General features: G+C 42.4%; 19 protein-coding genes. 1 reads left to right on the top strand and 18 read right to left on the bottom strand.

The window, feature by feature from the left end; genetic code table 11:
* Nucleotides 1-90 precede the first annotated feature (90 nt).
* From meaB to JK635_RS17810, 11 genes are all read right to left on the bottom strand, one after another.
* Entirely contained in the window at nucleotides 91-1,203 is a 1,113-nt protein-coding gene (gene meaB / locus JK635_RS17860) for a methylmalonyl Co-A mutase-associated GTPase MeaB (protein ID WP_202655300.1), read from the bottom strand.
* Entirely contained in the window at nucleotides 1,204-3,402 is a 2,199-nt protein-coding gene (scpA, locus tag JK635_RS17855) for a methylmalonyl-CoA mutase (RefSeq protein ID WP_202655299.1), read from the bottom strand. It abuts the gene before it with no gap.
* The gene (locus JK635_RS17850; protein ID WP_202655298.1) at nucleotides 3,383-5,230 is read right to left on the bottom strand and encodes a methylmalonyl-CoA mutase subunit beta; all 1,848 of its coding nucleotides are present in this window, start codon (nucleotides 5,228-5,230) and stop codon (nucleotides 3,383-3,385) included. The genes scpA and JK635_RS17850 overlap by 20 nt, the downstream gene beginning before the upstream one ends.
* Nucleotides 5,231-5,437: 207 nt before the next feature.
* On the bottom strand, nucleotides 5,438-6,745 hold the full coding sequence (locus tag JK635_RS17845; RefSeq protein ID WP_202655297.1) for a dihydrolipoamide acetyltransferase family protein: 1,308 nt from the start codon (nucleotides 6,743-6,745) through the stop codon (nucleotides 5,438-5,440).
* Nucleotides 6,746-6,784: 39 nt separating this feature from the next.
* Nucleotides 6,785-7,768, bottom strand: a complete 984-nt coding sequence (locus JK635_RS17840) for an alpha-ketoacid dehydrogenase subunit beta (RefSeq protein WP_202655296.1) — start codon at nucleotides 7,766-7,768, stop codon at nucleotides 6,785-6,787.
* Nucleotides 7,769-7,782: 14 nt separating this feature from the next.
* Nucleotides 7,783-8,775: a thiamine pyrophosphate-dependent dehydrogenase E1 component subunit alpha gene (locus tag JK635_RS17835; RefSeq protein WP_202655295.1), complete on the bottom strand. Its 993-nt coding sequence runs from the start codon at nucleotides 8,773-8,775 to the stop codon at nucleotides 7,783-7,785.
* A 258-nt stretch (nucleotides 8,776-9,033) separates the two neighbouring features.
* Nucleotides 9,034-10,455 carry a dihydrolipoyl dehydrogenase gene (lpdA, locus tag JK635_RS17830; protein ID WP_202655294.1) on the bottom strand — a complete coding sequence of 474 codons (1,422 nt, stop codon included), beginning with the start codon at nucleotides 10,453-10,455 and terminating at the stop codon, nucleotides 9,034-9,036.
* Nucleotides 10,445-11,578 (bottom strand): butyrate kinase, encoded by a 1,134-nt coding sequence (buk, locus tag JK635_RS17825; protein WP_202655293.1) that lies wholly within the window; start codon nucleotides 11,576-11,578, stop codon nucleotides 10,445-10,447. The genes lpdA and buk overlap by 11 nt, the downstream gene beginning before the upstream one ends.
* Nucleotides 11,579-11,667: 89 nt before the next feature.
* The gene (gene bcd / locus JK635_RS17820; protein WP_202655292.1) at nucleotides 11,668-12,771 is read right to left on the bottom strand and encodes a Leu/Phe/Val dehydrogenase; all 1,104 of its coding nucleotides are present in this window, start codon (nucleotides 12,769-12,771) and stop codon (nucleotides 11,668-11,670) included.
* An 81-nt stretch (nucleotides 12,772-12,852) separates the two neighbouring features.
* Complete coding sequence (yqiS, locus tag JK635_RS17815) at nucleotides 12,853-13,740, bottom strand: phosphate butyryltransferase (protein ID WP_235888198.1); 888 nt, start codon at nucleotides 13,738-13,740, stop codon at nucleotides 12,853-12,855.
* Nucleotides 13,741-13,870: 130 nt separating this feature from the next.
* Nucleotides 13,871-15,946: a sigma-54 interaction domain-containing protein gene (locus tag JK635_RS17810; RefSeq protein ID WP_202655436.1), complete on the bottom strand. Its 2,076-nt coding sequence runs from the start codon at nucleotides 15,944-15,946 to the stop codon at nucleotides 13,871-13,873.
* Nucleotides 15,947-16,108: 162 nt separating this feature from the next.
* Between JK635_RS17810 and JK635_RS17805 the strand changes: the two genes are divergently transcribed.
* Entirely contained in the window at nucleotides 16,109-16,348 is a 240-nt protein-coding gene (locus JK635_RS17805) for a DUF2627 domain-containing protein (RefSeq protein WP_202655291.1), read from the top strand.
* Nucleotides 16,349-16,360: 12 nt separating this feature from the next.
* Here JK635_RS17805 and JK635_RS17800 read toward each other — a convergent pair whose 3' ends face one another.
* From JK635_RS17800 to dxs, 7 genes are all read right to left on the bottom strand, one after another.
* Nucleotides 16,361-17,089 carry a glycerophosphodiester phosphodiesterase gene (locus JK635_RS17800; protein ID WP_202655290.1) on the bottom strand — a complete coding sequence of 243 codons (729 nt, stop codon included), beginning with the start codon at nucleotides 17,087-17,089 and terminating at the stop codon, nucleotides 16,361-16,363.
* Between the two features lie 146 nt (nucleotides 17,090-17,235).
* Complete coding sequence (gene spo0A / locus JK635_RS17795; protein ID WP_202655289.1) at nucleotides 17,236-18,030, bottom strand: sporulation transcription factor Spo0A; 795 nt, start codon at nucleotides 18,028-18,030, stop codon at nucleotides 17,236-17,238.
* Nucleotides 18,031-18,316: 286 nt separating this feature from the next.
* Entirely contained in the window at nucleotides 18,317-19,612 is a 1,296-nt protein-coding gene (gene spoIVB, locus JK635_RS17790) for a SpoIVB peptidase (RefSeq protein WP_438803840.1), read from the bottom strand.
* A 113-nt stretch (nucleotides 19,613-19,725) separates the two neighbouring features.
* Complete coding sequence (gene recN / locus JK635_RS17785; RefSeq protein WP_202655287.1) at nucleotides 19,726-21,414, bottom strand: DNA repair protein RecN; 1,689 nt, start codon at nucleotides 21,412-21,414, stop codon at nucleotides 19,726-19,728.
* Between the two features lie 15 nt (nucleotides 21,415-21,429).
* Nucleotides 21,430-21,879, bottom strand: coding sequence for a transcriptional regulator AhrC/ArgR (gene ahrC, locus JK635_RS17780; RefSeq protein ID WP_202655286.1), 450 nt, complete (start codon nucleotides 21,877-21,879; stop codon nucleotides 21,430-21,432).
* A 149-nt stretch (nucleotides 21,880-22,028) separates the two neighbouring features.
* Nucleotides 22,029-22,862 (bottom strand): TlyA family RNA methyltransferase, encoded by an 834-nt coding sequence (locus JK635_RS17775; RefSeq protein ID WP_202655285.1) that lies wholly within the window; start codon nucleotides 22,860-22,862, stop codon nucleotides 22,029-22,031.
* A 3-nt stretch (nucleotides 22,863-22,865) separates the two neighbouring features.
* A complete protein-coding gene (gene dxs / locus JK635_RS17770; RefSeq protein ID WP_202655284.1) occupies nucleotides 22,866-24,761 on the bottom strand; it encodes a 1-deoxy-D-xylulose-5-phosphate synthase in 1,896 nt (631 codons plus the stop codon).
* Between the last annotated feature and the right edge of the window lie 336 nt (nucleotides 24,762-25,097).

The following is a 25,097-nucleotide window of genomic DNA, read 5'->3' as shown; positions in this document are numbered from 1 at the left end:
TAAAAGACAGAGAGCCTATTGATCCCTGTCTAGTCATTACACCGTACACTGCAGCGTGGTAATTTTCTATATCTTTTCTTCTAAGATAAATTATGATAAAAATTTTTCAAATAGGATTTCCACCGCTGAGGCCACTGTTTTTTCCCCGGCAATCACTTCATTCTCCAATTTTGGCAGGAGATTTTTAATATCTGGGTGATGATAAAAGTGATAGTGCAGCTGGTCGGCAATTAATGCATGCAGCCATTCCCGTGATTGCACTTTTCTTCTTTCGTCAAAGATTCCTGAAGCTTTCCCTTTGGCTTCAAAGGTTTTAATTACATTCCAGACTTCGCTGATGCCTTCCTTGGTATAAGATGAGCAGGTGTGTGCCTTTGTGACCCAGCCTTTGGTAGCTGGCTGCAAAAAATGAAGGATTCGATTGTACTCATGCCTCGTTTTTTCCGCCTTCGGTAAATTATCGCCATCTGCCTTATGGACAATAATCGCATCGGCAAGCTCCATGATCCCTTTCTTCATCCCTTGCAATTCATCACCGGCACCGGTTAAGACCAGGAGCATGAAGAAATCAACCATGTCCCTGATAATCACTTCACTTTGCCCGACCCCAACAGTTTCAATCAAAATCACATCAAAACCGGCCGCTTCACAAACAAGCATCGTTTCTCTAGTCTTTCGATGGACTCCGCCCAGCTTGCCGGCGGAAGGAGAGGGGCGGATAAATGCCCGCGGATCCCTCGACAGCTGCTCCATTCTGGTTTTATCACCAAGGATACTGCCGCCGCTGATGCTTGAACTCGGATCAATAGCTAATACCGCCACCTTCAATCCCAGGCTGCAAAGATGCATCCCAAACGCTTCAATAAAGGTACTCTTCCCGGCTCCCGGGACACCGGTTATGCCAATACGAATCGAATGACCGCTGAATGGCAAAAGCCTTCGCAACAATTCCTGCGCCTTTTGAAAATGCTGCTCCGCGTTACTTTCAATCAACGTAATCGCCCGTGCAAGCAGACCTCTGTTACCGTTTAAAACACCATCAAATAATTGATTAACCGAAGGCTCAAGTGCACTGCGTTTGGCAAAGCGACTGTTTTTTTTAAGGGATGCTTGAACTTCAAGCTCCTCCCCCTTTCTTACCACACTTGAACAGAGCTCCGGATTCTTCGGGTCGTTCCATTCAGGTTTATAATCAGCTGTCATTTAATTTGACACTTCCTCATAACCGAGCTGCTGATAGATCGCCTTGATGACCTTTTGTGCCGCTACCGGAATTACCGTCCCTGGTCCGAAGATGGCAGCAGCCCCATGTTCATATAAAAATTGGTAATCCTGTGCCGGAATGACGCCGCCGACAACCACCAAGATATCCTCACGGCCCAGCTTTTTCAGTTCATCAACCAGCTGGGGCAACAATGTCTTGTGTCCAGCAGCAAGCGAACTCATCCCGATCACATGGACATCGTTCTCAACCGCTTGTCGTGCCGTCTCTTCCGGTGTTTGAAATAGTGGACCGATATCCACATCAAAGCCCAGGTCGGCAAACGCCGTAGCGATGACCTTGGCACCGCGGTCATGACCATCCTGCCCCATCTTAGCTATTAATATTCGCGGTCTTCTTCCTTCATTGTCAAGGAATTCATCGGACATTTCTTTGACAATTCTAATTTCCTCTTCATTGCTAAAGGCCGAACTGTAGACACCGCTGATGGATTGAATGGCTGCTTTATGTCTGCCGGCAGCCTTTTCAATCGCATCGGAAATTTCTCCAAGGGTCGCCCGTGCACGTGCTGCCCTAACGGCAAACTCTAACAGATTCCCTTCACCAGTTGCCGCAGCTTGAGCCAGGGCTGTCAATGCCTCTTCCACCTTTTGATCATCACGGCTCATTTTTAGGGCGTTTAATTTCTCGATCTGTTTTAACCGGACAGCGGTATTATCAATATCTAAAATATCAATCGGTTCTTCCTTTTCCAAGCGATAGCGGTTGACCCCGATGATGGTTTCCTTGCCGGAATCGATTTGTGCCTGTCTTCTCGCAGCAGCCTCTTCAATTCGCATCTTTGGCAGCCCGGTTTCAATCGCTTTGGCCATACCGCCAAGATTTTCAATCTCCTCGATATGGCTCCAGGCACGCTTAATCAATTCATCGGTTAATTTTTCAACATAATAAGAACCAGCCCATGGATCGATTACCTTGGTAATTCCTGCCTCTTCTTGAAGGAATAACTGGGTATTGCGGGCTATCCGGGCGGAGAAATCTGTCGGCAGTGCGATTGCCTCATCAAGCGCGTTGGTATGTAAGGATTGCGTGTGCCCCATTGCCGCGGCATGAGCTTCAAACAGCGTCCTCGTAACGTTATTAAATGGATCCTGCTCCGTCAAACTCCAGCCTGATGTCTGCGAATGAGTCCGGAGCGCCATTGATTTTTCATTTTTCGGGTTAAAGGATTTCATCATTTTAGCCCAAATCAATCTGGCGGCCCGCATTTTGGCAACTTCCATGAAATAATTCATGCCAATTCCCCAGAAAAACGACAGCCTTGGGGCAAATGAGTCGATATCAATGCCGGCTTTAAGTCCGGTTCTTACATATTCCAAGCCATCCGCCAAGGTGTAGGCTAATTCTAAATCTGCTGGTGCTCCAGCCTCCTGCATATGATAGCCGGAAATACTGATGCTATTAAATTTCGGCATATACTTCGAGGTATATTCAAAAATATCAGCAATGATTTTCATCGACATCTCTGGTGGATAAATATACGTATTTCGGACCATATATTCTTTTAAAATATCATTTTGAATTGTTCCAGATAGCTTTTCTTGACTGACCCCCTGCTCCTCGGCCGTGACAATAAAGAAGGCAAGAACCGGAAGTACTGCCCCGTTCATCGTCATCGAGACAGACATTTGATCAAGCGGAATTCCGGCAAATAACGTTTTCATATCAAGAACAGAATCAATCGCTACCCCTGCTTTCCCGACGTCGCCGACGACACGCGGATGATCAGAATCATAGCCCCTATGTGTCGCCAAGTCAAAGGCGACCGATAAGCCTTTTTGTCCCATCGCCAGGTTGCGGCGGTAAAAAGCATTGCTTTCCTCCGCAGTTGAAAATCCGGCATACTGTCTGACTGTCCAAGGACGATTTACATACATGGTGGGATAGGGGCCCCTTGTATATGGCGGCAGTCCCGGGAGATGATCAAGATGCTCAATGCCTTCGCGATCTTCTCCTGTATAAAGTGGTTTTAATTTAATATGCTCATTTGTTTCAAACAGCAGTTCTTCAATAGAGCCTTCCAATTCCTGCTCCGCCTTTTTCTGCCACTCCTCTTTCGTCATTAGCGGCTGATGATCAGACAATGTTATATGTTGAAAATCAGGCTTGTTGTGATTCATCGAAGGTCACCTCCCATTCTTCAAGCATTCCCGCAAGAGTTTCATAGCAATTGCTTTTCACATGGATAAACTGTGTTATTCCATCCGCAAGCCACTGGCTCTGATTTTCTTTATCAGGAAGTCCTGCCAGGAAAAATTTCAGCTTTGGAAATTCTGGTTTTAAAGTCGTTAACAGCTTATGACCAAGCTGTTCATATTGCTCATTTGTTCCGCAAAAGACAACGAACGGCGATGGTAACTCTGTTAAATACTGTCTGGCCTCAGCAACGGTTCCAATTGGAGGACTGTCAACGGTTTTAATCCCACCTGCTGAAAGAAACCCTTTCATAAAATCAGCTCTTGCTTTGTGCTGCTTTAATTCGCCAAGGCATAGAAGCCCTACAGTCAAAGCCGATCCTTTTTGTTCCGCTAGTTTTTTTGCCTTGCTACGGAGTTTTTCGTAAGGCTCCGCTAGTCTGCGCTGCGGTATTGCCTCAATATTTTTGTTTTGCTTATCGTGAAGAGACGTTTTATAAAGAGCTGTTTCATCCGGTCTGGCATAAACATTCGTTCCAATGATGCTTTGTTTTCTGGTCTCGATATCGATCCTCTTTTTTGCAAAAACGGCCGCTATTTCCTGCTGCAGCCAATTTGTTTTTAAAACCTCAAGGATTCCGCCCTTGGCATCAATTGCTTGAAAGAGCGCCCACGCCTTGTCTGCCAACTCTGTTGTTAAGGCTTCTATATACCAAGAACCACCAGCAGGATCAACTACCTTCTGTAAAAGGGCTTCCTCTTTTAAGATCAGCTGCGTATTTCGGGCAATTCGCTCTGAAAACGGACTGGAACCGGTAAGCTGATCAAAGGGTTCGACATGCAAATACTGAACACCGCCTAACACAGCCGCAAAGGCTTCATTTGCGCCACGAAGCAGATTGACATGCGGATCAAAAACTGTTTTTGTAAAGCTGGATGTAACAGCCGCAATCTGCATACCCCGTGCTTTTTCTTCAGCACGATAAAGTTCACTGATGCGGTTCCACAAGATTCTTGCCGCGCGAAGCTTTGCCAGTTCCATAAAGAAGTTTGAACCGATCGCGAACTGAAATATCATTTTTGACAGTGTCCGCTCCGGTTCGATCCCGTCTTCTGTCCGTTTCTCCAAATAAAATACACCTGTAGCTGCAGCAATTGCTAACTCCTGAACCGCATTGGCCCCGCCGTTATGATAAGGAGTTGTATCGATGAGGATCGTGCGTAAATTAGGAAAATGATCTTCAGCTTGCATTACGTCCAATGACCATTCTTTAAAGACTGTCTCTGTCAAGACTCCCTCCTCAGCAAACAAGGCAATCGGATCATTGGCAATATACCCGGTTAGCTGTGTGCCATCGATTGACAAAGCGGCAAGATTATTTAATAGCGCGGCCTGGTACCATTTAGAATTAATCGCAAAGGGATAGTTTTGAATTATTTCAGTTGGTAATTCCGATAAATGGGGAACAACCTCTTCCGAAACCTCAAAGGAAATAGCGGTTTGTCCTCGCTTGAAAGCGTCTTCCAGCTTCTGTGTAAGCTCTCCTACTGTTTCATAGGAAATTCGCTGCGCAACCTTCCATTCATTAATAAGATAACCTAATGGATCAATCCCCCTCCGGAAATCGGTCCCGCCCGGATAATTCGATACCGGCTTTTCATCTTCCCGAGTATAAAGCGGTTTTAAAGTAATAGTTTCATATGTATTACTTTGCAGGGATTCTACCTTCCTCCCTTTTAATGATAATTCAGCTTTCTCAATCCAATCGTCTAAAGATTTAATTGGAAAATTCTGACTCCTTATTTGATCCAAGCTTCTTCTCCCCCTTCCGTCTGCTTATAACTTTATTTTAGGATACAATGAACAATCAGGCAATGAAAACAGAATATTTAGCTAAATGAAAACTTCCGATTGGCAAGTCCATAAGCACGAAGACAGAGGTGGAGCTGTATTATCCTAGCCTTTTAGGAAAAAATAAGCCGCCAATGAAAAATACAATTGGCGGCTTTCCAACAACTATTAATAAATTGAAGTTGTTGTTTTAGAGATATTTTCGATAATATCCTTTAATCTTGCCAGGAAGCGCCCGCAAACCAGACCGTCTAAGACACGGTGGTCAAGTGACAGACAAAGGTTCACCATGTCACGGACCGCAATCATGCCATTGCTCATCACAACCGGCCGTTTGACAATTGATTCAACCTGCAGAATCGCTGCCTGCGGATAGTTGATAATACCCATGGATTGAACAGAGCCAAATGTGCCCGTATTGTTAACAGTAAAGGTTCCGCCCTGCATATCTTCGGGTCGCAGCTTGCCGACTCTAACCTTCTCAGCCAGTTCAGAAATTTCACGGGCAATTCTTTTAATCGTTTTTTCATCTGCCTGTTTAATTACTGGAACAAATAAAGCATCATCCGTAGCCACGGCAATGGAGATATTGATATCTTTTTTCTGGATTATTTTATCTCCTGCCCACATTGAATTGATTTGCGGGAATTCTTTCAGTGCTTGTGCCACAGCTTTTACAAAGAAGGCAAAGTAAGTAATATTAAATCCTTCTTTTTTCTTAAACTCGGTCTTAATTGAGTTACGATATTCCACCAGATTCGTAGCGTCCACTTCCACCATTGTCCATGCATGTGGGGCCTCATGCTTGCTGCGCAGCATATTGGCCGCAATTGTTTTACGGATACCTGTCACCGGAATTTCGATATCCCCGGAAGAGACCGGGATATTGACAGCAGGTGCGGGTTGAACTGGTGCTCCGGCCACTTGACCTGGCACCTCAGACGGAACGGCCGTTTCGTCAACAGCCTGCGTAGCTGCGGATACTGCTGTTTGACCGGCAATTGGAATATTACCTGACTCTATTAATTTCAATAAATCTTTTCTGGTGATCCGTCCACCGACACCGGTGCCTGACACCTGGTTTAAATCAATGCCGTGTTCCTGAGAAAGCTTCAATACTGCAGGAGAATAGCGGGATTTATTTACATGGTTGGCTGCAGCAATATTTTCTGCTGCCGTTGACACCTTTTGCTTATCATTAGAAGCGATTACTTTGGCCCCAGGGTCGCGGCTGTCTTCAATTTCAATCGTACAAATAATTTCTCCTACAGCCAGGGTATCGTCCTCGGACGCTACCAACTCTTTAATGACGCCTGTAAAGGACGAGGGTATTTCTGCATTTACTTTATCTGTCATGACCTCGGCCAGTGGGTCATATTTATTTACTTTATCTCCAGGTTTCACCAGCCATTTACTAATTGTACCCTCCGTTACGCTTTCACCCAATTGCGGCATTTTTATTTGTTCTACTGCCAATGGTCTATACCTCCTATGCGATTATTTCTTCAGGACCAGTTAGAATTCAGCCAATTCCCGCATTGCTTTTTCAACCTTATCCGGATTGATGATAAAGAATTTTTCCATTGTCGGAGCGTATGGCATTGCCGGAACGTCTGGGCCTGCCAGTCGTTTGATCGGAGCATCCAATTCAAACAAGCAATGTTCTGCGATGATTGCCGCTACTTCGCTCATGACACTGCCTTCTTTATTGTCCTCCGTCACTAGTAAAACTTTTCCTGTTTTGGAGGCCGCTTCAATAATCGCCGCTTTATCCAGGGGATAAACGGTACGCAAATCAAGAATATGTGCTGAAATTCCGTCTTTAGCTAATTTTTCTGCCGCCTGAAGGGCAAAGTGAACACAAAGTCCATAAGTGATAACCGTGATATCTTCTCCTTCGCGTTTTACATCCGCTTTGCCAATTGGCAGTGTATAGTCTTCAGCAGGAACTTCCCCTTTAATTAAGCGGTAGGCCCGCTTATGTTCGAAGAAAAGAACGGGATCGTTATCGCGAATTGCTGCTTTTAACAGTCCTTTCACGTCATAAGGTGTTGACGGCATGACAATTTTGAGGCCCGGCTGATTCGCAAATACTGCTTCAACAGATTGGGAATGATAGAGTGCGCCATGAACACCGCCGCCATACGGTGCCCGAATGACAATCGGACAATTCCAATCATTATTGGATCGGTAACGAATTCTTGCAGCCTCCGATATGATTTGGTTAACGGCCGGCATGATAAAATCAGCAAATTGCATTTCCGCTATTGGACGCATGCCGTACATGGCTGCACCAATGCCTACACCGGCAATAGCCGACTCCGCAAGCGGTGTATCGATGACTCTTTCTTCACCAAATTGATCATACAAACCTTGCGTTGCTTTAAAGACGCCGCCCTTTTTCCCGACGTCCTCCCCCAGTACAAAAACCTTGGGGTTCCTTTCCATTTCTTCGCGAATGGCCATTGTTACAGCATCAATATAAGAAATGACTGCCATGTTTCATCCTCCCATCAATTCCCATAAACATGTTTCAATGCATCCTCCGGCGCTGCATACGGAGCATTTTCGGCATATTCAGTAGCTTCATTTACCTCTTTCATGACGCGGTCATTAATTTCCTTTTCTGTTTCCTCTGTCATCACACCCGTTTCTTTCAAATAGGCCCCAAAGGTGATAATTGGGTCTTGCGTTTTCGCTTTTGCCACTTCATCCGGGGCCCGATAGGAGCGGTCATCATCATCAGAGGAGTGTGGAGTCAAGCGATAGGAAACCGTTTCAATTAAAGTCGGTCCCTCGCCGCGACGCCCCCGATCTGCCGCTTCACGGACAACCTTATAAACCTCTAAAGGATCGTTACCGTCTACCGTGAAACCTGGCATACCATAGCCAATCGCCCGGTCGGATACCTTTTCACAAGCTAATTGTTTTTCAATTGGTACGGAGATAGCGTATTTATTATTCTCACACATGAAAATAACAGGAAGTTTGTGAACACCGGCAAAATTAGCACCTTCATGGAAGTCCCCTTGGTTGGAAGATCCTTCTCCAAATGTGACGAAAGAGACGAAATCCTTTCTTTCCATTTTTCCGGCCAGGGCAATCCCGACTGCATGTGGAACCTGTGTTGTTACAGGGGATGACCCCGTTACGATTCGATTCTTCTTTTGTCCGAAATGGCCAGGCATCTGCCTTCCCCCAGAGTTAGGATCCTCTTTCTTGGCAAATCCGGACAGCATAAGTTCTCTCGGGGTCATTCCGAATGTCAAAACAACTCCAATGTCCCGATAGTATGGGAGCACGTAATCTTTGTTACGATCCAAAGCAAAAGCGGCGCCAACTTGGGCGGCTTCCTGCCCTTGACAGGAAATGACAAATGGAATTTTCCCGGCACGATTTAACAGCCACATTCGCTCATCGATGCGACGGGCTAAAAGCATCGTTTCATACATCTCCAACACTTTATCGTCGTTTAAACCTAACGCTTCATGACGCTTCTCTACCATTTAGTTCATCCTCTCGTCATTTTATATCCAACATGTAAAAGCAGTTACTCATAGTCCAGATGGTAATAGCTATGAAAAAGAATTCGGCAAACTGCCGGATTCTCGTTCCATCTTCTTTTTAGTTAAAGAAAACTCGCCGACTGGCAAGCCTTAAAGGGCGAAGGCAAAGGCGTAGTTGCACTTATGCGTTAAGAAAGTATAAAGCTTTCGGTAGAAAGTTTATACTTTCTTATTAGCCAAAAAAGTGTCCCTTTACACTTAACCGTGAATTGCGATTCCATCCACAGCCAGCGCCGCTTCCCCAATAGCCTCTGACAACGTTGGATGAGGATGAATTGTATGGGCAATTTCCCAAGGTACAGCATTTAATACCATGGCCAGCCCAGCTTCTGATATCATGTCTGTCACATGCGGGCCAATCATATGCACGCCTAATAGATCATCCGTCTCTTGATCGGCAATCATTTTTACAAAACCATCCGATTCCCCAAAAACAAGGGCCTTGCCAATTGCCCTGAAGGAAAACTTGCCAACCTTCACTTTCTTTCCTGTTTCAATTGCCTCTTGTTCAGTCATTCCGACACTGGAAACCTCCGGATTACTGTATATGCATCTGGAAACCAGATGGTAATCAAGCGGCGATGGATTTTTCCCGGCTATATGTTCCACCGCAATAATTCCTTCATGTGATGCAACATGTGCCAATTGAAGGCCGCCGATCACATCGCCAATGGCATAAATGTGAGATTCCTTTGTTTGAAAAAATTCATTGGTGACAATAAAACCTTTTTCAACTTGAATTTCCGTATTGTCAAGACCAATCCCTTCTGTATTTGCCTGTCGTCCTACAGAAATAAGCAGCTTGTCAGCGTTAAATTCTTTTACTGTTCCTTTAACCTCTGCAGATACGGTAACACCTTGATCCTTAACCAATGTTTCGGGCAAGACCTTAGCACCCGTGATCATTTTTATTCCCTTTTTCTTCATGATCCGCTGCATTTCCTTAGAAATCTCATGATCCTCCGTGGGGATAATTCGGTCCGCATACTCAATAATGGTTACTTTCACTCCGAAATCAGAAAGCATGGAAGCCCATTCAATCCCAATAACTCCACCACCGACTATAAGGATAGACTCAGGCAAGGTTTTCATTTCCAAGGCCTCGTCGGATGACATGACATATTCTCCGTCAATTTCCAGACCCGGCAGGCTCCTTGGTCTTGAGCCGGTAGCAATAATCACATTTTTCGGGATAAGGATTTCATTTTCAGTCCCATTATTCATTTCAACCGAAATCGTTCCCGGCATTGGTGAGAATATCGATGGACCGAGAATCCGGCCAATCCCTTCGTAAACATCAATTTTCCCCTTCTTCATAAGATGCTGAACCCCTTTGTGAAGCTGGGTGATAATTTTGTCTTTTCTTTCCTGGACTTTGCCAAAATTTACCGATATATCACCAGTCATGACGCCGAAATCTTCACTTCGCTTTGCCGTGGCAAATACTTCGGCGCTTCTTAACAAAGCCTTGCTAGGAATACAGCCTTTATGTAAACATGTCCCCCCAAGCTTTCCTTTTTCGACAATTGCTGTTTTTAAACCTAGTTGTGATGCCCGTATCGCTGCAACATAGCCGCCAGTGCCCCCGCCTAAAATTACTACATCATACTCATGTGCCACTTTTCGTTCCTCCTGAATTTGATATTTTAGATTCTATATATTTCCCAGGATATACTTTTGCTTCCTCCTCTCCACGTAAAACCCTTAAGGCTCCTTCCGCTAATGCTTGAAGTTCATTTTCTCCCGGGTGGACCAGCACATCTGCAATCCAATTAATTCTATTCGAAATGGCCGTGACAAAATCCTTCCCGTAGGCCAAACCACCTGTTAAAATAATTGCATCTACTTTACCGGAAAGTGCGGCACTTGCAGAACCAATTTCCTTGGCAACTTGATAGGCCATAGCTTCATAGACCTGTTTTGCCTTTTCATCGCCAGCGGCAATGCGCGCTTCCACTTTTAGGGCATCATTTGTTCCAAGATAACCAGCCAGTCCGCCTCGGCCAACAAGCATTTTCATAATTTCTTCCCTGTAATATTCTCCAGAAAAACAAATCGACACTAAGTCTCCCGCAGGAACTGTACCAGCACGTTCCGGGCTGAACGGACCTTCACCATGAAGTCCATTATTCACATCGACCACCCGACCCTGTTTATGGACACCAACTGTAATTCCCCCGCCCATGTGGACAACGATAAGATTTAATTCGCTATAATCTCTTCCTAATTCCTTTGCAACTCTTCTTGCAACTGCTTTTTGGTTCAGAGCATGAAAGATACTTTTCCTTTCAATCAAGGGGAATCCCGAAAATCTGGCAATGGGCTCAAGCTCATCGACTACGACTGGATCAACAATAAAGGAAGGAATATTTAAACCAGAAGCAATCGCATGGGCAATGATTCCACCAAGATTAGAGGCATGCTGGCCTGAATAACCGGTTCGTAAATCTTGCAGCATTAATTCGTTGACAGCGTAAGTCCCCCCTTCAATCGGCCGGAGAAGACCGCCGCGCCCACAAACAGCACTAAATTTTGAGATATTGATTCCCTCATAATCAAGTATTTCAAGAATTATCTTCTTTCTGAATTCATATTGATCGATAATATTAGGGAAGGAATGAAGCATGTCGGCGTCATGGCGAATTATTTTTTCGAGTAGCAGCAGTTCGTTATCGAAGATTCCAATCTTTGTAGATGTTGAACCAGGATTGATCGTAAGTATTCGATACACAGTTTCCGGCAATACGATAACCTCCAAAACAGTTACTTTAACAAAGGCAAAGACACTGAATTCCCCCGATTCAGCACTTTGCCTTTAGTTTCTTCAAGTCCTTATCTTGATCTTCTTCGGCTTAAAATGTGATGTCCATTTTGTAAAAATTGGCTTCTTGAATTTCGCATTCTTTCTATTCTTTCTTCAGCCATCCGATCCGCTGCTACATAGGTTGGGATACCGTCACGCTTTGAAATCTCAATAATTTTTTCAATGCTGTTATAAATCGTTTCTACCTTTTTCATGGCCCGTTCGCGATTATAGCCATATAATTCGTCAGCAACATTAATGACTCCACCGGCATTAATCACATAATCAGGGGCATAAACAATGCCTAATTCATGAATGATATCTCCGTGGCGTGCATCCTTTAATTGATTATTGGCTGAACCGGCAATTACTTTTGCTTTTAACTGGGGAATCGTTTCATCATTGATGGTGGCCCCAAGTGCACAGGGGGCATAAATATCACATTCTACACTGTAAATTTCGTCCGGATCGACAGCCTTGGCAGAAAATTCTTCTACTGCCCGCTTCACTGCTTCTTTATTAATATCTGTTACGATTAATCGTGCGCCTTCTTCATGCAGGTAACGGCAAAGCGTATAAGCGACATTGCCAACACCTTGAATGGCAACTGTCTTACCTTCTAATGAATCAGACCCAAAGGCTTCTTTTGCCGCTGCTTTCATTCCGCGATAGACTCCGTATGCTGTCACTGGAGAAGGATTGCCTGACGAACCAAACGCCGGTGAAATACCGGTAACATAGTCGGTTTCTTCGTGAATTAGATCCATATCGGCTACGGTTGTTCCGACATCCTCCGCGGTAATATAGCGGCCGTTTAGTCCTTGAATATAGCGACCAAAAGCGCGGAACATTTCTTCGTTTTTATCCTTTCTCGGATCACCGATAATGACTGTCTTACCACCGCCAAGATTTAATCCGGCTGCGGCATTTTTATACGTCATCCCTTTTGCTAAACGAAGGGCATCTTCAATGGCTGCTTCCTCAGAAGCATAAGTCCACATTCTTGTTCCTCCGAGTGCTGGACCAAGAGTGGTATCATGGATGGCAATAATCGCCTTTAAACCAGATTGTTTATCTTGACAAAATACAAGCTGTTCATAATCATATTTTTCTAGGTAGTTAAAGATTTCCATATTGTTCATTCCTCCTAAATTTTGCAGCAGGCCGCACCTTATCAGTCAAGAATCATTCGAATGAAGATCAGCAAAACAATGCTATTCAGTAGCACAACATAATGCCAAGGCGAGAGAATGCAGCTTACTTTCGGAACTGTCAGCTCTTGAAGTTAAAACAATCGGCGCTTTGGCACCGGAAATGACCGCTGCAACCTTTGCTTTGGCAAAATAAACGAGTGATTTATATAAAACATTTCCAACTTCAATGGTTGGAACTAATAATATATCAGCATTACCGGCAACCTCGCTGTGAATTCCTTTATGTTTCGCTGCCAGGTTGGACACAGCGTTATCTAATGCCAGCGGTCCATCGATGGAACATCCGTCAATTTGTCCACGCTTATTCATCATCGTTAAAGCGGCTGCATCCAATGTAGCTTGCATTAGAGGGTTCACAGTTTCCACTGCAGCAATTGGAGCAACTTTTGGATGGTCGATGCCAATTGATTGGGCAATCCATACCGCGTTCTCGATAATTTGCCGTTTTTGTTCCAAATCCGGTGAAACATTCATCGCCGCATCGGTAACAATCAGCAAGCGATCAATTTCCGGAATCTCAAAAACGGCTGTATGCGATAGAATGTTACCAGTTCGTAAACCGAAGTTCTTATTTAACACCGCTTTTAAAATAATATTTGTCGCGAGATTGCCCTTCATTAAAACGTCGGCTTCCTTGCTAGAAACTGCCTTTACAGCACATTCTGCTGCAGAAGCACTTGAATCTGTATGAACAATTTTGATATCATACTTCGTTGTATCTAATAATGCCTTGATTTTTTCCTGATTTCCGTAAAGAATAAAACGTGCTAAATTCCGCTCAGATGCCTCAATCACCGCCTTGATCACTTCAGAGTCCTCTGCTAGAGCAACTGCGACTGTTTTGGTGTTTATTTGGGCTGCTCTTTCGATAAGCGATTCCAGCAACAAGTTGTCATCAACCCTTTCCTCCTTAACTCGAACTCTAATATTTTTAAATGCAAGTATTGCGCCAAAAATATTTTTGAAAACGCTTTAACTTTTCCGTATATATGATGCAATAAATTTCACACCATGAAATTTATTGCATGCTATTGTTTTCAAATTTATATTTTTCGAGCTTGTAATATAAATTTCTTACGGATAAGCCAAGTGTTTTAGCCGTTAATGTTTTATTTCCATTACATCTTGAGAGAGTTTGCTGAATAATTCTAGCTTCATATTCATCCAGCAAATCCGCCAAGCTACGCCCTATGCCAAGCGGTTGGTGGCTGTCTTGTATACCTTCTTCTTTGTGATGGGTGCTGCTTTTCAATTCCGGTAAATGATGGACATCGATGAACAGCTCATAATTGTTCATAAAAATCATCGCTCTGCCAAGAATATTTTCTAATTCCCTGACATTTCCCGGCCAGTCATACTCGATTAACTGAGTTAAAGCTGCCTCGGTAATCCCCTCCACATTTCTCCCATAATCGCGGTTTATTTTTTGAATCAGTCGCTCACATAATGCCGGAATCTCTTCTTTGCGGTTTCTGAGCGGCGGAATATGAATGGGCATCCGATTAAGACGGTAATATAAGTCTTCCCTAAACGTCCCGCCCGCAATCCCTTTTTCCAAGTTGACATTTGTCGCAGCAATTACCCTTACATCAATGGTGATCGGCTTTGTACCACCGACACGAATGATTTCTCCTTCCTGAAGGACACGCAAGAGCTTTGCCTGTGTATTGGCTGAAAGTTCTCCGATTTCATCGAGGAAAATACTTCCGTGATTTGCTTCTTCAAATAACCCTCTTTTGCCGCCTCTTAAGGCACCGGAAAAAGCCCCCTCCTCGTAGCCAAATAATTCACTTTCCAACAAGGATTCTGAAATGGCGGCGCAGTTTACGCGAATAAATTTATTGTATTTTCGGTCGCTGGCATTATGGATTGCATGGGCAAATAGCTCTTTTCCCGTCCCTGACTCCCCGCGCAATAGAACGGTAGCTGGCGTTTTCGCGCCAAGTTTAGCCTGTTCAATGGCCAGTACCATTTCATCCGATTTACCAATAATATCCTCAAACGTGTATTTTGCCTCAAGCTTTCGAATTAACTGCCGGGCCCGATTTAATTCTCGACTCAGCGATTTCATCTCCGACATGTCATGAATAACACCGACGCTGCCTTTTAATTTACCATTCACGATGATAGGGGCCACATTGACGATGACTTCCCTTTTATTCGGGCCCACCCTCATTGGTACTCCACGCACTGCACGTCTTGTTTGCAACACCTTCATATGCATACTTTCGCCTTCCGAAATATCAGCTGTTGCCGGCTGACCGATCACCTGTTCCTCGGAAAGACCAGTTATTCGGGTATAGGCGGGATTTATCAAAATCCCCCGGCCATTTTCATCGACGACAGAAATCGCATCATCGCTAGAATGGATAATTGCTTGCAGCATCGTTTGAATTTCCTTTAAATTAGTAATCTCCTCAGCAAGTTTTACCGCTTCAGTAATATCTTTAAAGACGGCAACGGCCCCAATTAATGATCCGTTCGCTTCCACAATAGGAATACGCGATGTAATAATTTTTCGACCATTGCCCAGCACCATTTCTTGGTTTGTCTCAATCCTTCGGGTTTTAAGAATAATGGGAAGCCGGCTTTCGGGGATGATCTCCGTTACATGTTTTCCGATTACCTGTGATTTCCTAACCCCCATCATTTCTTCAGCCCGTTTATTAAACAAAATAACAAACCCGTTATGATCAATGACAACCATTCCGTCATTCGTAGAGTTAAAGATCAGCTCCTGCAAATATGATTCATATTGATGCTTCCTGATTAATTCTTCTTTCTCTTCCATCAGCCTTGATAAAAGAAAGGCGACACTCCCTGGAATTAAAATTGTTTTTTTCTTTTTTTCGTTTCGCAGTTGTTGAAATACATTGTCATCACCAGTTACCTCGATGATGATGTCAATATTTTCGTTTAATAACGGCCTCCAATCGCTTCCGGTTTTAATCCCTTGCTGTTGTGCCAATAAAATTCCTGTTGCCTTTCTATTTCGATCGATGACCGCAAAAACATTTAGTACTTCAGATTCCTTTAATATTTTAAAAATTGCCGTGCCACCTTTACCTGCACCTACAATCATAACGTTTTGCATCATTCCACTCCTTTTAGTTGGAAATTTTTTTCATTGGAATTTTGCAATATTTTTCATAATAAATTGTAGCGTTAAACTGAATTCTTGACAAATTCCTTCTATGTAATATTATTTTTTTGAGTGGATAATAGTGGATGTAAATAACAATGGAAGGAAATACATATGACACGAATCATTGCCCTCTTCATTCTCTTAATCCCAGGCTGTTTAGCTGCATTGGGAATCAAATTAATGCGCGACATGATCTTTGGAGTGCTGCAACCGCCATTCCCTAATTTATGGATCCAATTTATTGGTGGTTTATTATTATTTGTCATCGGTTTAGGCTTCATTGGCGGATTTATTCTTCACCGCGACCGCAAAAGAAATAAAGTCCAGGCTAGATTTAAACAAAAAAGATAAAAGAGGCTGTTATTACGGCCTCTTTTCATATTGTTTTTTAACTTTTAAAGCCTTGACAGGATTATCGGTAATGACAGCTGTGCAATTCAGCTTAAAAATCCGCTTTAAATCAGCTTCCCTGTTAACGGTATAGGGGCGTACGGCAATTCCATTTTCCATGGTTGTCGTGATAATATGATCAGGAATAGTTGAATGCTTTGGATGAATTCCTTTCGCCCGAATCGATTGTGAATAAACCCACGGCATATAAATGGCTTCCAAAAAGAGGGGAGCTGTTTCAATTTCCGGAGCCAGCCGGTAACTATAAACGATGCTGTAATGATTAAACGAGGAAATAATAATCCGATCGGTCAAACCATACTTGTATACAAGCTCAATCACTTTTTCTTCCATACCTTCATATGGAAACAAGCCATTTTTCATTTCAATATTGCATAATAATTTGTTCGTTTTCAGCCATTCAAAAACTTCCACCAACGAAGGAATTGGCTCCCTTTTTACTCCTTTTTTATTGGCATTTAGTTTTCTAATTTCTTTATATGAATAATCTTTCACAAATCCATGTCCATTCGTGGTGCGATCAACTTTTTCATCATGTATCACGACAATTTCACCATCTCTGGTTAATTGAACATCAAGCTCTAAACCATCTGCACCGGCTTTTTCTGCTCCCATAAAGGCACTCATGGTATTTTCAGCGAAAGAAGCGGAGTATCCTCGATGAGCTAATATTTGTGTCATCTCTTCACTTCCTAACTTTAAATAGGGAACTAACTTCTATTGAAAATTTCCTATAGAACAGATTATGCATATGCGCTTGTTTATTCTCATTAAAAATTAAATCTTGCTAAAAGTCAAAAAGCCTCAACCATGAGGCTTTTTGACTTTTAAGAAGCTTTATGTTCCAAGCGCAATTTATCTGCTACCATGGCAATAAACTCTGAGTTTGTTGGCTTCGCTTTAGACATGCTGACAGTATATCCAAATAAAGAGGAGATCGAATCAATATTTCCACGGCTCCAGGCCACTTCGATTGCGTGACGGATTGCCCGTTCAACCCTGCTGGCAGTGGTGTTATATTTTTTAGCGATATCCGGATATAAAACTTTTGTAATTGACCCTAACAGCTCGATATCGTTAAAAACCATGGCAATGGCTTCACGTAAATATAAATAGCCCTTAATGTGTGCCGGAACACCGATTTCATGAATAATGCTGGTAATACTGGCATCCAGGTTTTTCGGCTTCGATTCCGTTTGGGAACGATAGGCTGATGATGAACCTTTACGAGCCGTCATCGATTGGCTGTTACCACTGACTTGGCGAATGTGATTGCCTAAATTCTCCATATCAAATGGTTTTAGAATAAAGTAGGAGGCACCTAGTTCGACTGCCTTTTTCGTAACATCTTCCTGACCAAACGCTGTTAACATGATGACATTTGGCAGTATTCCTTTTTTCATTTCACGAAGCCGCTCAAGAACGGCTAAGCCATCCAAATGTGGCATAATAATATCTAAAACTAACACATCAGGGTCAGTGGTTTTAAGCATTTCTAAACATTCTTGACCATTATGAGCGGTTCCTGCCACTTCCATATCATCTTGTGAGGATATGTATTCCTCTAACAATCCTACTAATTCTCTATTGTCATCCACGACACAGACTTTGATCTTCTTCAACTTCAGTTCCTCCTCAAGTATATCCAATTTCTAATTATTCATGACTTTTTTCTTTCTTACCTACTATTCTAAATTAGAAATTCGACAATGCCATTAAAATTCCTTTCATTTTTTTTATTTTTCTTAAAATAGGGATAAAATCTTATCTTTTCTTCGTATTTCTCTTTATTTCGACGTAAATCGCAGATTTCCTATAAATCCGTAAACTCGATGTCGAAAATTCACTGGTAAATCAAAAAGCAAAATAGGAAATAAGACCTATTTTGCTTTTTGCACTGTTTTTGATTTAACTCGCTTTATGTTTTGACATTTCATATATATTAATTCCTGCTTCATTCAGCATCCATTCAATATGGACCCCATACCCCGAAGTTGGATCATTGACAAATACATGAGTGACAGCACCTACCAGCTTTCCATTTTGAATAATCGGACTGCCGCTCATCCCTTGAACAATTCCACCTGTTTTTTCTAAAAGCTTAGGGTCGGTTATTTTTATGACCATGCCTTTCGTAGCAGGAAACTTTTGCGGTATTGTACTGACAATTTCCACATTAAATTCTTCCACCTTGTCATTATTTACGACCGTCAAAATCTTCGCCGGACCTTCTTTAACTTGATGAGACAAAGCAATAGGCAGCGGCTTATCCATGATGCCATTGGACAAATCCCGATTTAATTTTCCAAATATCCCAAAGGGGCTATTCTTATTAATGCTTCCGACAATTTCACGATCATTGGAGAATCGGGCGAGTTTTTCTCCCGGGTCGCCATTACTCCCTTTTTCAATGGAGGTGACAGTTGATCGAACAATTTGTCCATCTTCCACTACAATGGGCCGCTTTGTATCCATATCTGAAATCACATGGCCAAGGGCTCCATATTTTTTTGTTTGTGGGTGAATAAAAGTCATGGTACCAATTCCTGCTGCTGAATCCCTAATATATAATCCCAGTTTATAGGAATTTTCGGTTTTGTCTTTTAATGGGGTTAGCTTTGTTGAGAATTTTCCATTTTCTCTGCTGATGACCAAGTTCAAGGCTTTTTTGTTTTGACCTGCAGCCTGCACATATGGGGCAACATCTGTCATTTTTTCAATTTTGTTTCCGTTTATTTTGGTAATAATATCTCCAACTTTGATTCCAGCCAGTTCACCTGGAGATTTTTTTCCTTCTGGTGTATTCACTAAGTGGTGACCAACCACCAAGACGCCAACTGTATTTAATTTAACACCGATCGACTGGCCGCCTGGAAATACCCGAAAATCCTTTAAAACATTTACATCGACCTTTTTAATCGGAATCCCGGCATATTCCAACAGCATTTCATTTTTGCCTGTTTCCATTGCCAGTAAAGAGACCGAATGTTTTTCCTGATTAAGTGAAATATTTGAATTAGATGCTAGTCTGGCTGTAACCGGAGCAGCCTTGTTTAGGTTATATTTCTGTCCCTCAAACAGAAACAATGTCTTTGGGATACTTACATATTGTCGCAATGGGTGAAAAAAAATAATACTGATTAATGAAACAAGGAGAATTCCACCAATAATTTTTCTAATCATCTCTAGCTTCAAACTTTTCACTCTCCTCGCTTCTATTTGCTGCTAAAAAAATGGCTACATCATTAATTTTGCCTCCTTAACAGCCATTTATAACTTCGTTTGATATAAAAAAGCTACCCAAGTTGGATAGCTTTTCAAGTTCTTTTTGTTTCCGCTGCCAGATGAAGTAGCTCCTCTGCATGCTGCTTTGTCAAATCGGTAATTTCTACTCCGGAAATCATCCGGCTGATTTCCTTAATTTTCTCTTGTTCAGTTAATGCGGTTACAGCCGTTGATGTTCTACCATCTTTAATCATCTTAGATATAAACAAATGGGTGTCGGCCATGGCAGCAACCTGAGGCAAATGGGAAATGCATAAGACCTGAGAATCGAGCGCCACTTTATAAATCTTTTCAGCAATGGCCTGAGCAACCCTGCCGCTTACTCCGGTATCCACCTCATCAAATATTATCGAGGTAACACCCTGGTGCTTGGAAAAAATACTTTTTAATGCCAGCATAATCCGAGACAATTCGCCACCCGAGGCAATTTTTGTTAAAGGCTTTAATGGTTCACCAGGATTGGTCGAAATATAAAATTCAACATGGTCTGCGCCATTTCTAGAAAAATGATCCTGTTCCGTTTCAAAGTGTATTTCAAAAACGGTTTTATCCATATACAAATCTTTTAATTCTTTATGTATCAATCCTGTCAGCTTTTCTCCCCATTTATGGCGAAGTTCTGTCAGCTGTTTGGCTTCAATTCTCAAATCTTTTTTAATGGAGTTCAGTTCCTTTTCCAATTCAGTTATATGTGTTTCTTTATTTTGAATGGTTTCGATTTCCTCTTCAATTTTGGCTGCATATTCTAATATTTCCGGAATTGTTTTCCCGTATTTTCGCTTTAACTGGTTGATTTCATTTAAGCGATCTTCAATTTCATTTAACCTTTGCGGATCATATTCTAAAATATCCAATTGATTTCTTAATGATCGAGCAGTATCTTCTAATTGGTAATAACTGCTCGCAACAGCCTCATATAATTCCTTATAAGAAGCATCCAGCGAGGCAGCATTTTCCATATGTCCCATAACCAGACCGATCCAATCCAGCCCTCTTTGTTCACCCTGCAGGCCGGAAAAGCTTAATTGAATCGCTTCATAAATTTTTTCAAAATTCGCCAGTTTCCTTTTTTCTTCAAGCAGCTCTTCATCCTCATTGAGCTTTAAATTTGCCTTTTGGATTTCATCATATTGAAATTGGATTAAATCCAGCCTATGTGCCATTTGCCGATCATTTTCACTCAGCGCCTTTAACCGGCTTTGCGTCTGTTCAAAGCGATGGAATATTTGCTGGTACTCCTGCAAGGAAGCTGCAATCTCCCTGGCACCAAATTGATCAAGTAACGGTAAATGTCTTGTCTCATCCATTAGTTCTTGGTGTTCATGCTGCCCGTGAATATCAACCAGTGTTGCCCCCACTTCACGAAGAATGGAGATCGTTACTAACTTGCCATTGATCCGGCAGACACTTTTTCCCGAACGAAAAATATCACGCCTTAAGATAACCATTCCTTCTTCGATGTCGATGCCAAATTCGAGCGCCTTGCCGTAAACAGGATGATTGGGATTTTCAATTTGAAATAAGCCTTCTATTTCAGCCTTATCCTCCCCATGCCGGACAAATTCTGCTGACCCTCTCCCGCCTGTCAACAAATGAATGGCATCGATAATAATTGACTTTCCAGCACCGGTTTCGCCGGTTAACACAGTTAGCCCCTTTTCAAAGGAAATCGATACCTTTTCAATGATTGCAAAATTTTTAATTGAAAGTTCTGCTAGCAAGGAACACTCCCCCCATTAAAGCATCTCTAGGAACCGTTTCGAAACGATTTCAATATCCTCAGACGTCCGGCAAATAATCAGAATCGTATCGTCACCACATATCGTTCCAAGGATTTCTTCCCAATCTAAATGATCTATTAAAGCACCAATCGCCATTGCATTGCCAGGAAGACATTTCATGACTAATAAATGTCCAGCCGAATCAAGTCTAACGAAAGCATCAATGAGTGCTCTTTTTAATTTTTGTAATGGATTAAATCGTTGATCTGCCGGCAAACTATATTTATAACGTCCATCACTTAAAGGAACCTTCACAAGATGTAATTCTTTAATATCACGGGAGACGGTAGCCTGGGTAATATTATAGCCCTCTGCCTTTAATGCATCGACTAACTCATCCTGCGTTTCGATATCCTGGATGGCAATAATCTCCCTAATTTTGATGTGTCGTTGTCCTTTATTCATTCATTTTGTCACCCCAACGTATTTTTATAGCGCTTCGGCGATAAAGGCCGCTTCATCTTTATGTTAGCCCATTTTCCCGAAATTGTATATTTATTATTTGGTTTCGGTAAATATAAAAAACACATAATAGGATAAGCTTTTCACTTACCCTATTTATCCTGTTTCGTATGAAATTCTGCATGTGCTTGAGAAACAATTTCATGAGGAGTTACTGGCAGCTGATTAACTCCGGTTTCCTTCTCCCCATCCCATCTAAGATGCAGCAGGAATTCAATATTTCCATCCCCGCCAGTTATCGGAGAATATGATAAATCACGGACAATATATCCTTGAGCAATCGAAAAATGAATGATCTTTTCAATGACTTGGAGATGCACCTTAGGATCCCGGACGATCCCCTTTTTACCAACTTGTTCCCGGCCAGCCTCAAACTGTGGCTTTACTAAGGCAATAATATCGCTTCCGGGAACGAGAAGTGTTTTTAATACCGGTAAAATTAACGTTAGCGAGATAAAAGAAACATCGATGGTTGCAAAATTTGGCATCTCTCCCGTAAGATCAGCAGGTGTAACGTAACGAAAATTAGTTCTCTCCATCACCACGACACGCTCATCCTGCCGCAGCTTCCAAGCAAGCTGATTATAACCGACATCAAGGGCATACGACCGTTTTGCCCCATTTTGTAAGGCACAGTCCGTAAACCCCCCGGTTGAGGCCCCAATATCCAACAGAACTTTATCTGTTACATTGACATCAAAAACTTTCAGGGCCTTTTCCAATTTTAAACCGCCACGGCTGACATATGGTAAGACATTACCTTTTATAACAAGCGGAATGTCAACTTTTACTTTTTCTCCCGGTTTATCCAAGCGTTCTTCATTAGTATAGACAAGTCCTGCCATGATCGCTCGTTTTGCTTTTTCCCTTGTGTCAAACAAGCCTTTCTCTACCAGTAAAACATCTAAACGTTCTTTGTTTTTCATGTTTTACGCCCTTTGTTGTTTTTTCCTTGCCATGATGGAAATTCGTTTAACAACCTCTTCAGTAGTTAAACCGATTTCTTCTAAAAGGCAGGCTACATCCCCATGTTCAATAAAATGGTCGGGGATTCCCATTCGGTCGATATATTGATGATAAAATCCTTGGGATTGAGCAAACTCCAGCACAGCACTTCCAAATCCACCTTGTAAGATTGCTTCTTCAATGGTTAGAATCGGAATATTTTCGTTAAATAAAGCCGTTAACATTTTGCCATCTAACGGTTTAATAAATCTGGCATTAATGACTTTCACGGAAATGCCTTGTTTTCCAAGGATTTGCGCTGCATCCAGGGCCATTGGAATGGTCGTCCCAAAGGTTAAAATGGCTGCATCGTAGCCTTCCTTCAACACTTCCCATGTCCCCACTGGTATCGCTTTAAGGTCTTGATCAAGCGGTACTCCGAGGCCGTTGCCGCGGGGAAATCTCATGGCAATGGGGCCATCATCATAAGTTAAAGCCGTGTAAACCATATGCTGCCCTTCATTTTCATCCTTTGGCATCATCAAGACAATATTCGGCACATGCCGTAAAAAAGCAATATCAAACACACCTTGATGGGTTTCACCATCGGCCCCAACCAGCCCGGCACGATCAATGCCAATAAAAACATTTAAATTTTGCCGGCAAATATCATGAACGACTTGATCATATGCCCGTTGTAAAAAGGTCGAATAAATCGCTAAAAATGGCTTCATGTTTTCGGTTGCCAATCCTGCAGCAACGGTTGCTGCATGCTGCTCGGCAATTCCTACATCATACATGCGGTCGGGAAATTCACTGGCAAACCCCTCAAGCTTTGACCCTACCGGCATCGCTGGTGTAATCGCAACAATTCGATTATCGCTTCGCGCCAGTTTGCGAACTGTTTCACTCACAAGGCTGCTCCATGCCGGCGGCTGCTTTTTAGCCGGTTTTACGAAATCACCGGTATCCATCTTATAGGGCCCTGTACCGTGCCAAGTCCCTTTTTTATCAGTTTCAGCTGGACGGAACCCTTTCCCTTTTTTGGTAATAACGTGAAGCAGGACAGGGCCGTCTGTCTTCTTCGCATAGCTGAGATTTTCCAATAAGGCTTCAAAATGATGTCCATCCACCGGTCCAAGATAAGTGAAGCCGAGTTCTTCAAAGAACATTCCGGAAATAAATAAATATTTAAGACTATCCTTTATTCTTTCGGCAGTAGCTGCTAACTTCCCGCCAACAGCAGGAATCTTTTTCAACAATACTTCAAGCTCATCCTTCACCCATTGATATTTGCCTGCCGTGCGCAATTGACCGAGAATATTGTGCAGCGCTCCGACATTTGGTGCAATGGACATTTCATTGTCATTTAAAATCACAATCATATCTTTTTTCTCATGCCCGATATGATTTAATGCTTCCAGCGCCATTCCACCTGTTAATGCCCCATCGCCAATAACTGGTACAACATAATGCTTTTCCCTTTTTAAATCACGGGCAATGGCCATTCCCATTGCCGCAGACAAGGAAGTTGAACTGTGACCGGTTTCCCAAACATCATGCTCACTTTCAGCTCTTTTCGGAAAACCGCACAATCCTTTAAACTGTCTCAAAGTATCAAATTGACTTGCCCTTCCTGTAAGAATCTTATGGACATAAGATTGATGCCCGACATCCCAGATTATTTTATCTTTCGGACTGTTAAAACATTTATGCAAAGCAATCGTTAATTCGACTACTCCTAAATTAGGCCCAATATGTCCACCGGTCACAGAAAGTTTTTCAATCAGAAATTGACGGATCTCCTGACTTAATACCTCCAGCTCTTTGATTGACATTCCTTTTAAAAAAGACGGGTCTTTTATTGATAATAGATCCATAAAGGATCACTCACTTTCATACATTTTCTAGGAAAAAAAGACGGAACAGCGGATAAATAAGCTTCATTGTCCTAAGCTAATAAAGACATAGCCGCCGACCTTCATCTTAAAAAATAGCCGCTTACACATTGTGCAACGGCCCTGACAACGTTTTCTGCGTAAAAGTTATTATATCACAGTGAGCTCATTGTCTCAAACATCCGTTGTTTAATGTTTGAGTCAAGTATTTGTGGGCAGTTTTTTTATCCCCACAGAAGTGAAAGCGGATTCACTTATTTAGAGTGCTCTCTTGATAGAAAATTTGTCTTTTTTAAAAACCGGCCAACTCTTTTAATG

Origin of the sequence: Neobacillus paridis, assembly GCF_016765675.1 — a bacterium.
Taxonomy (GTDB): Bacteria; Bacillota; Bacilli; order Bacillales; family Cytobacillaceae; genus Neobacillus; species Neobacillus paridis.
Note: the sequence above shows the minus strand (reverse complement) of the source record. Positions and strands in the feature narration are given on the sequence as shown.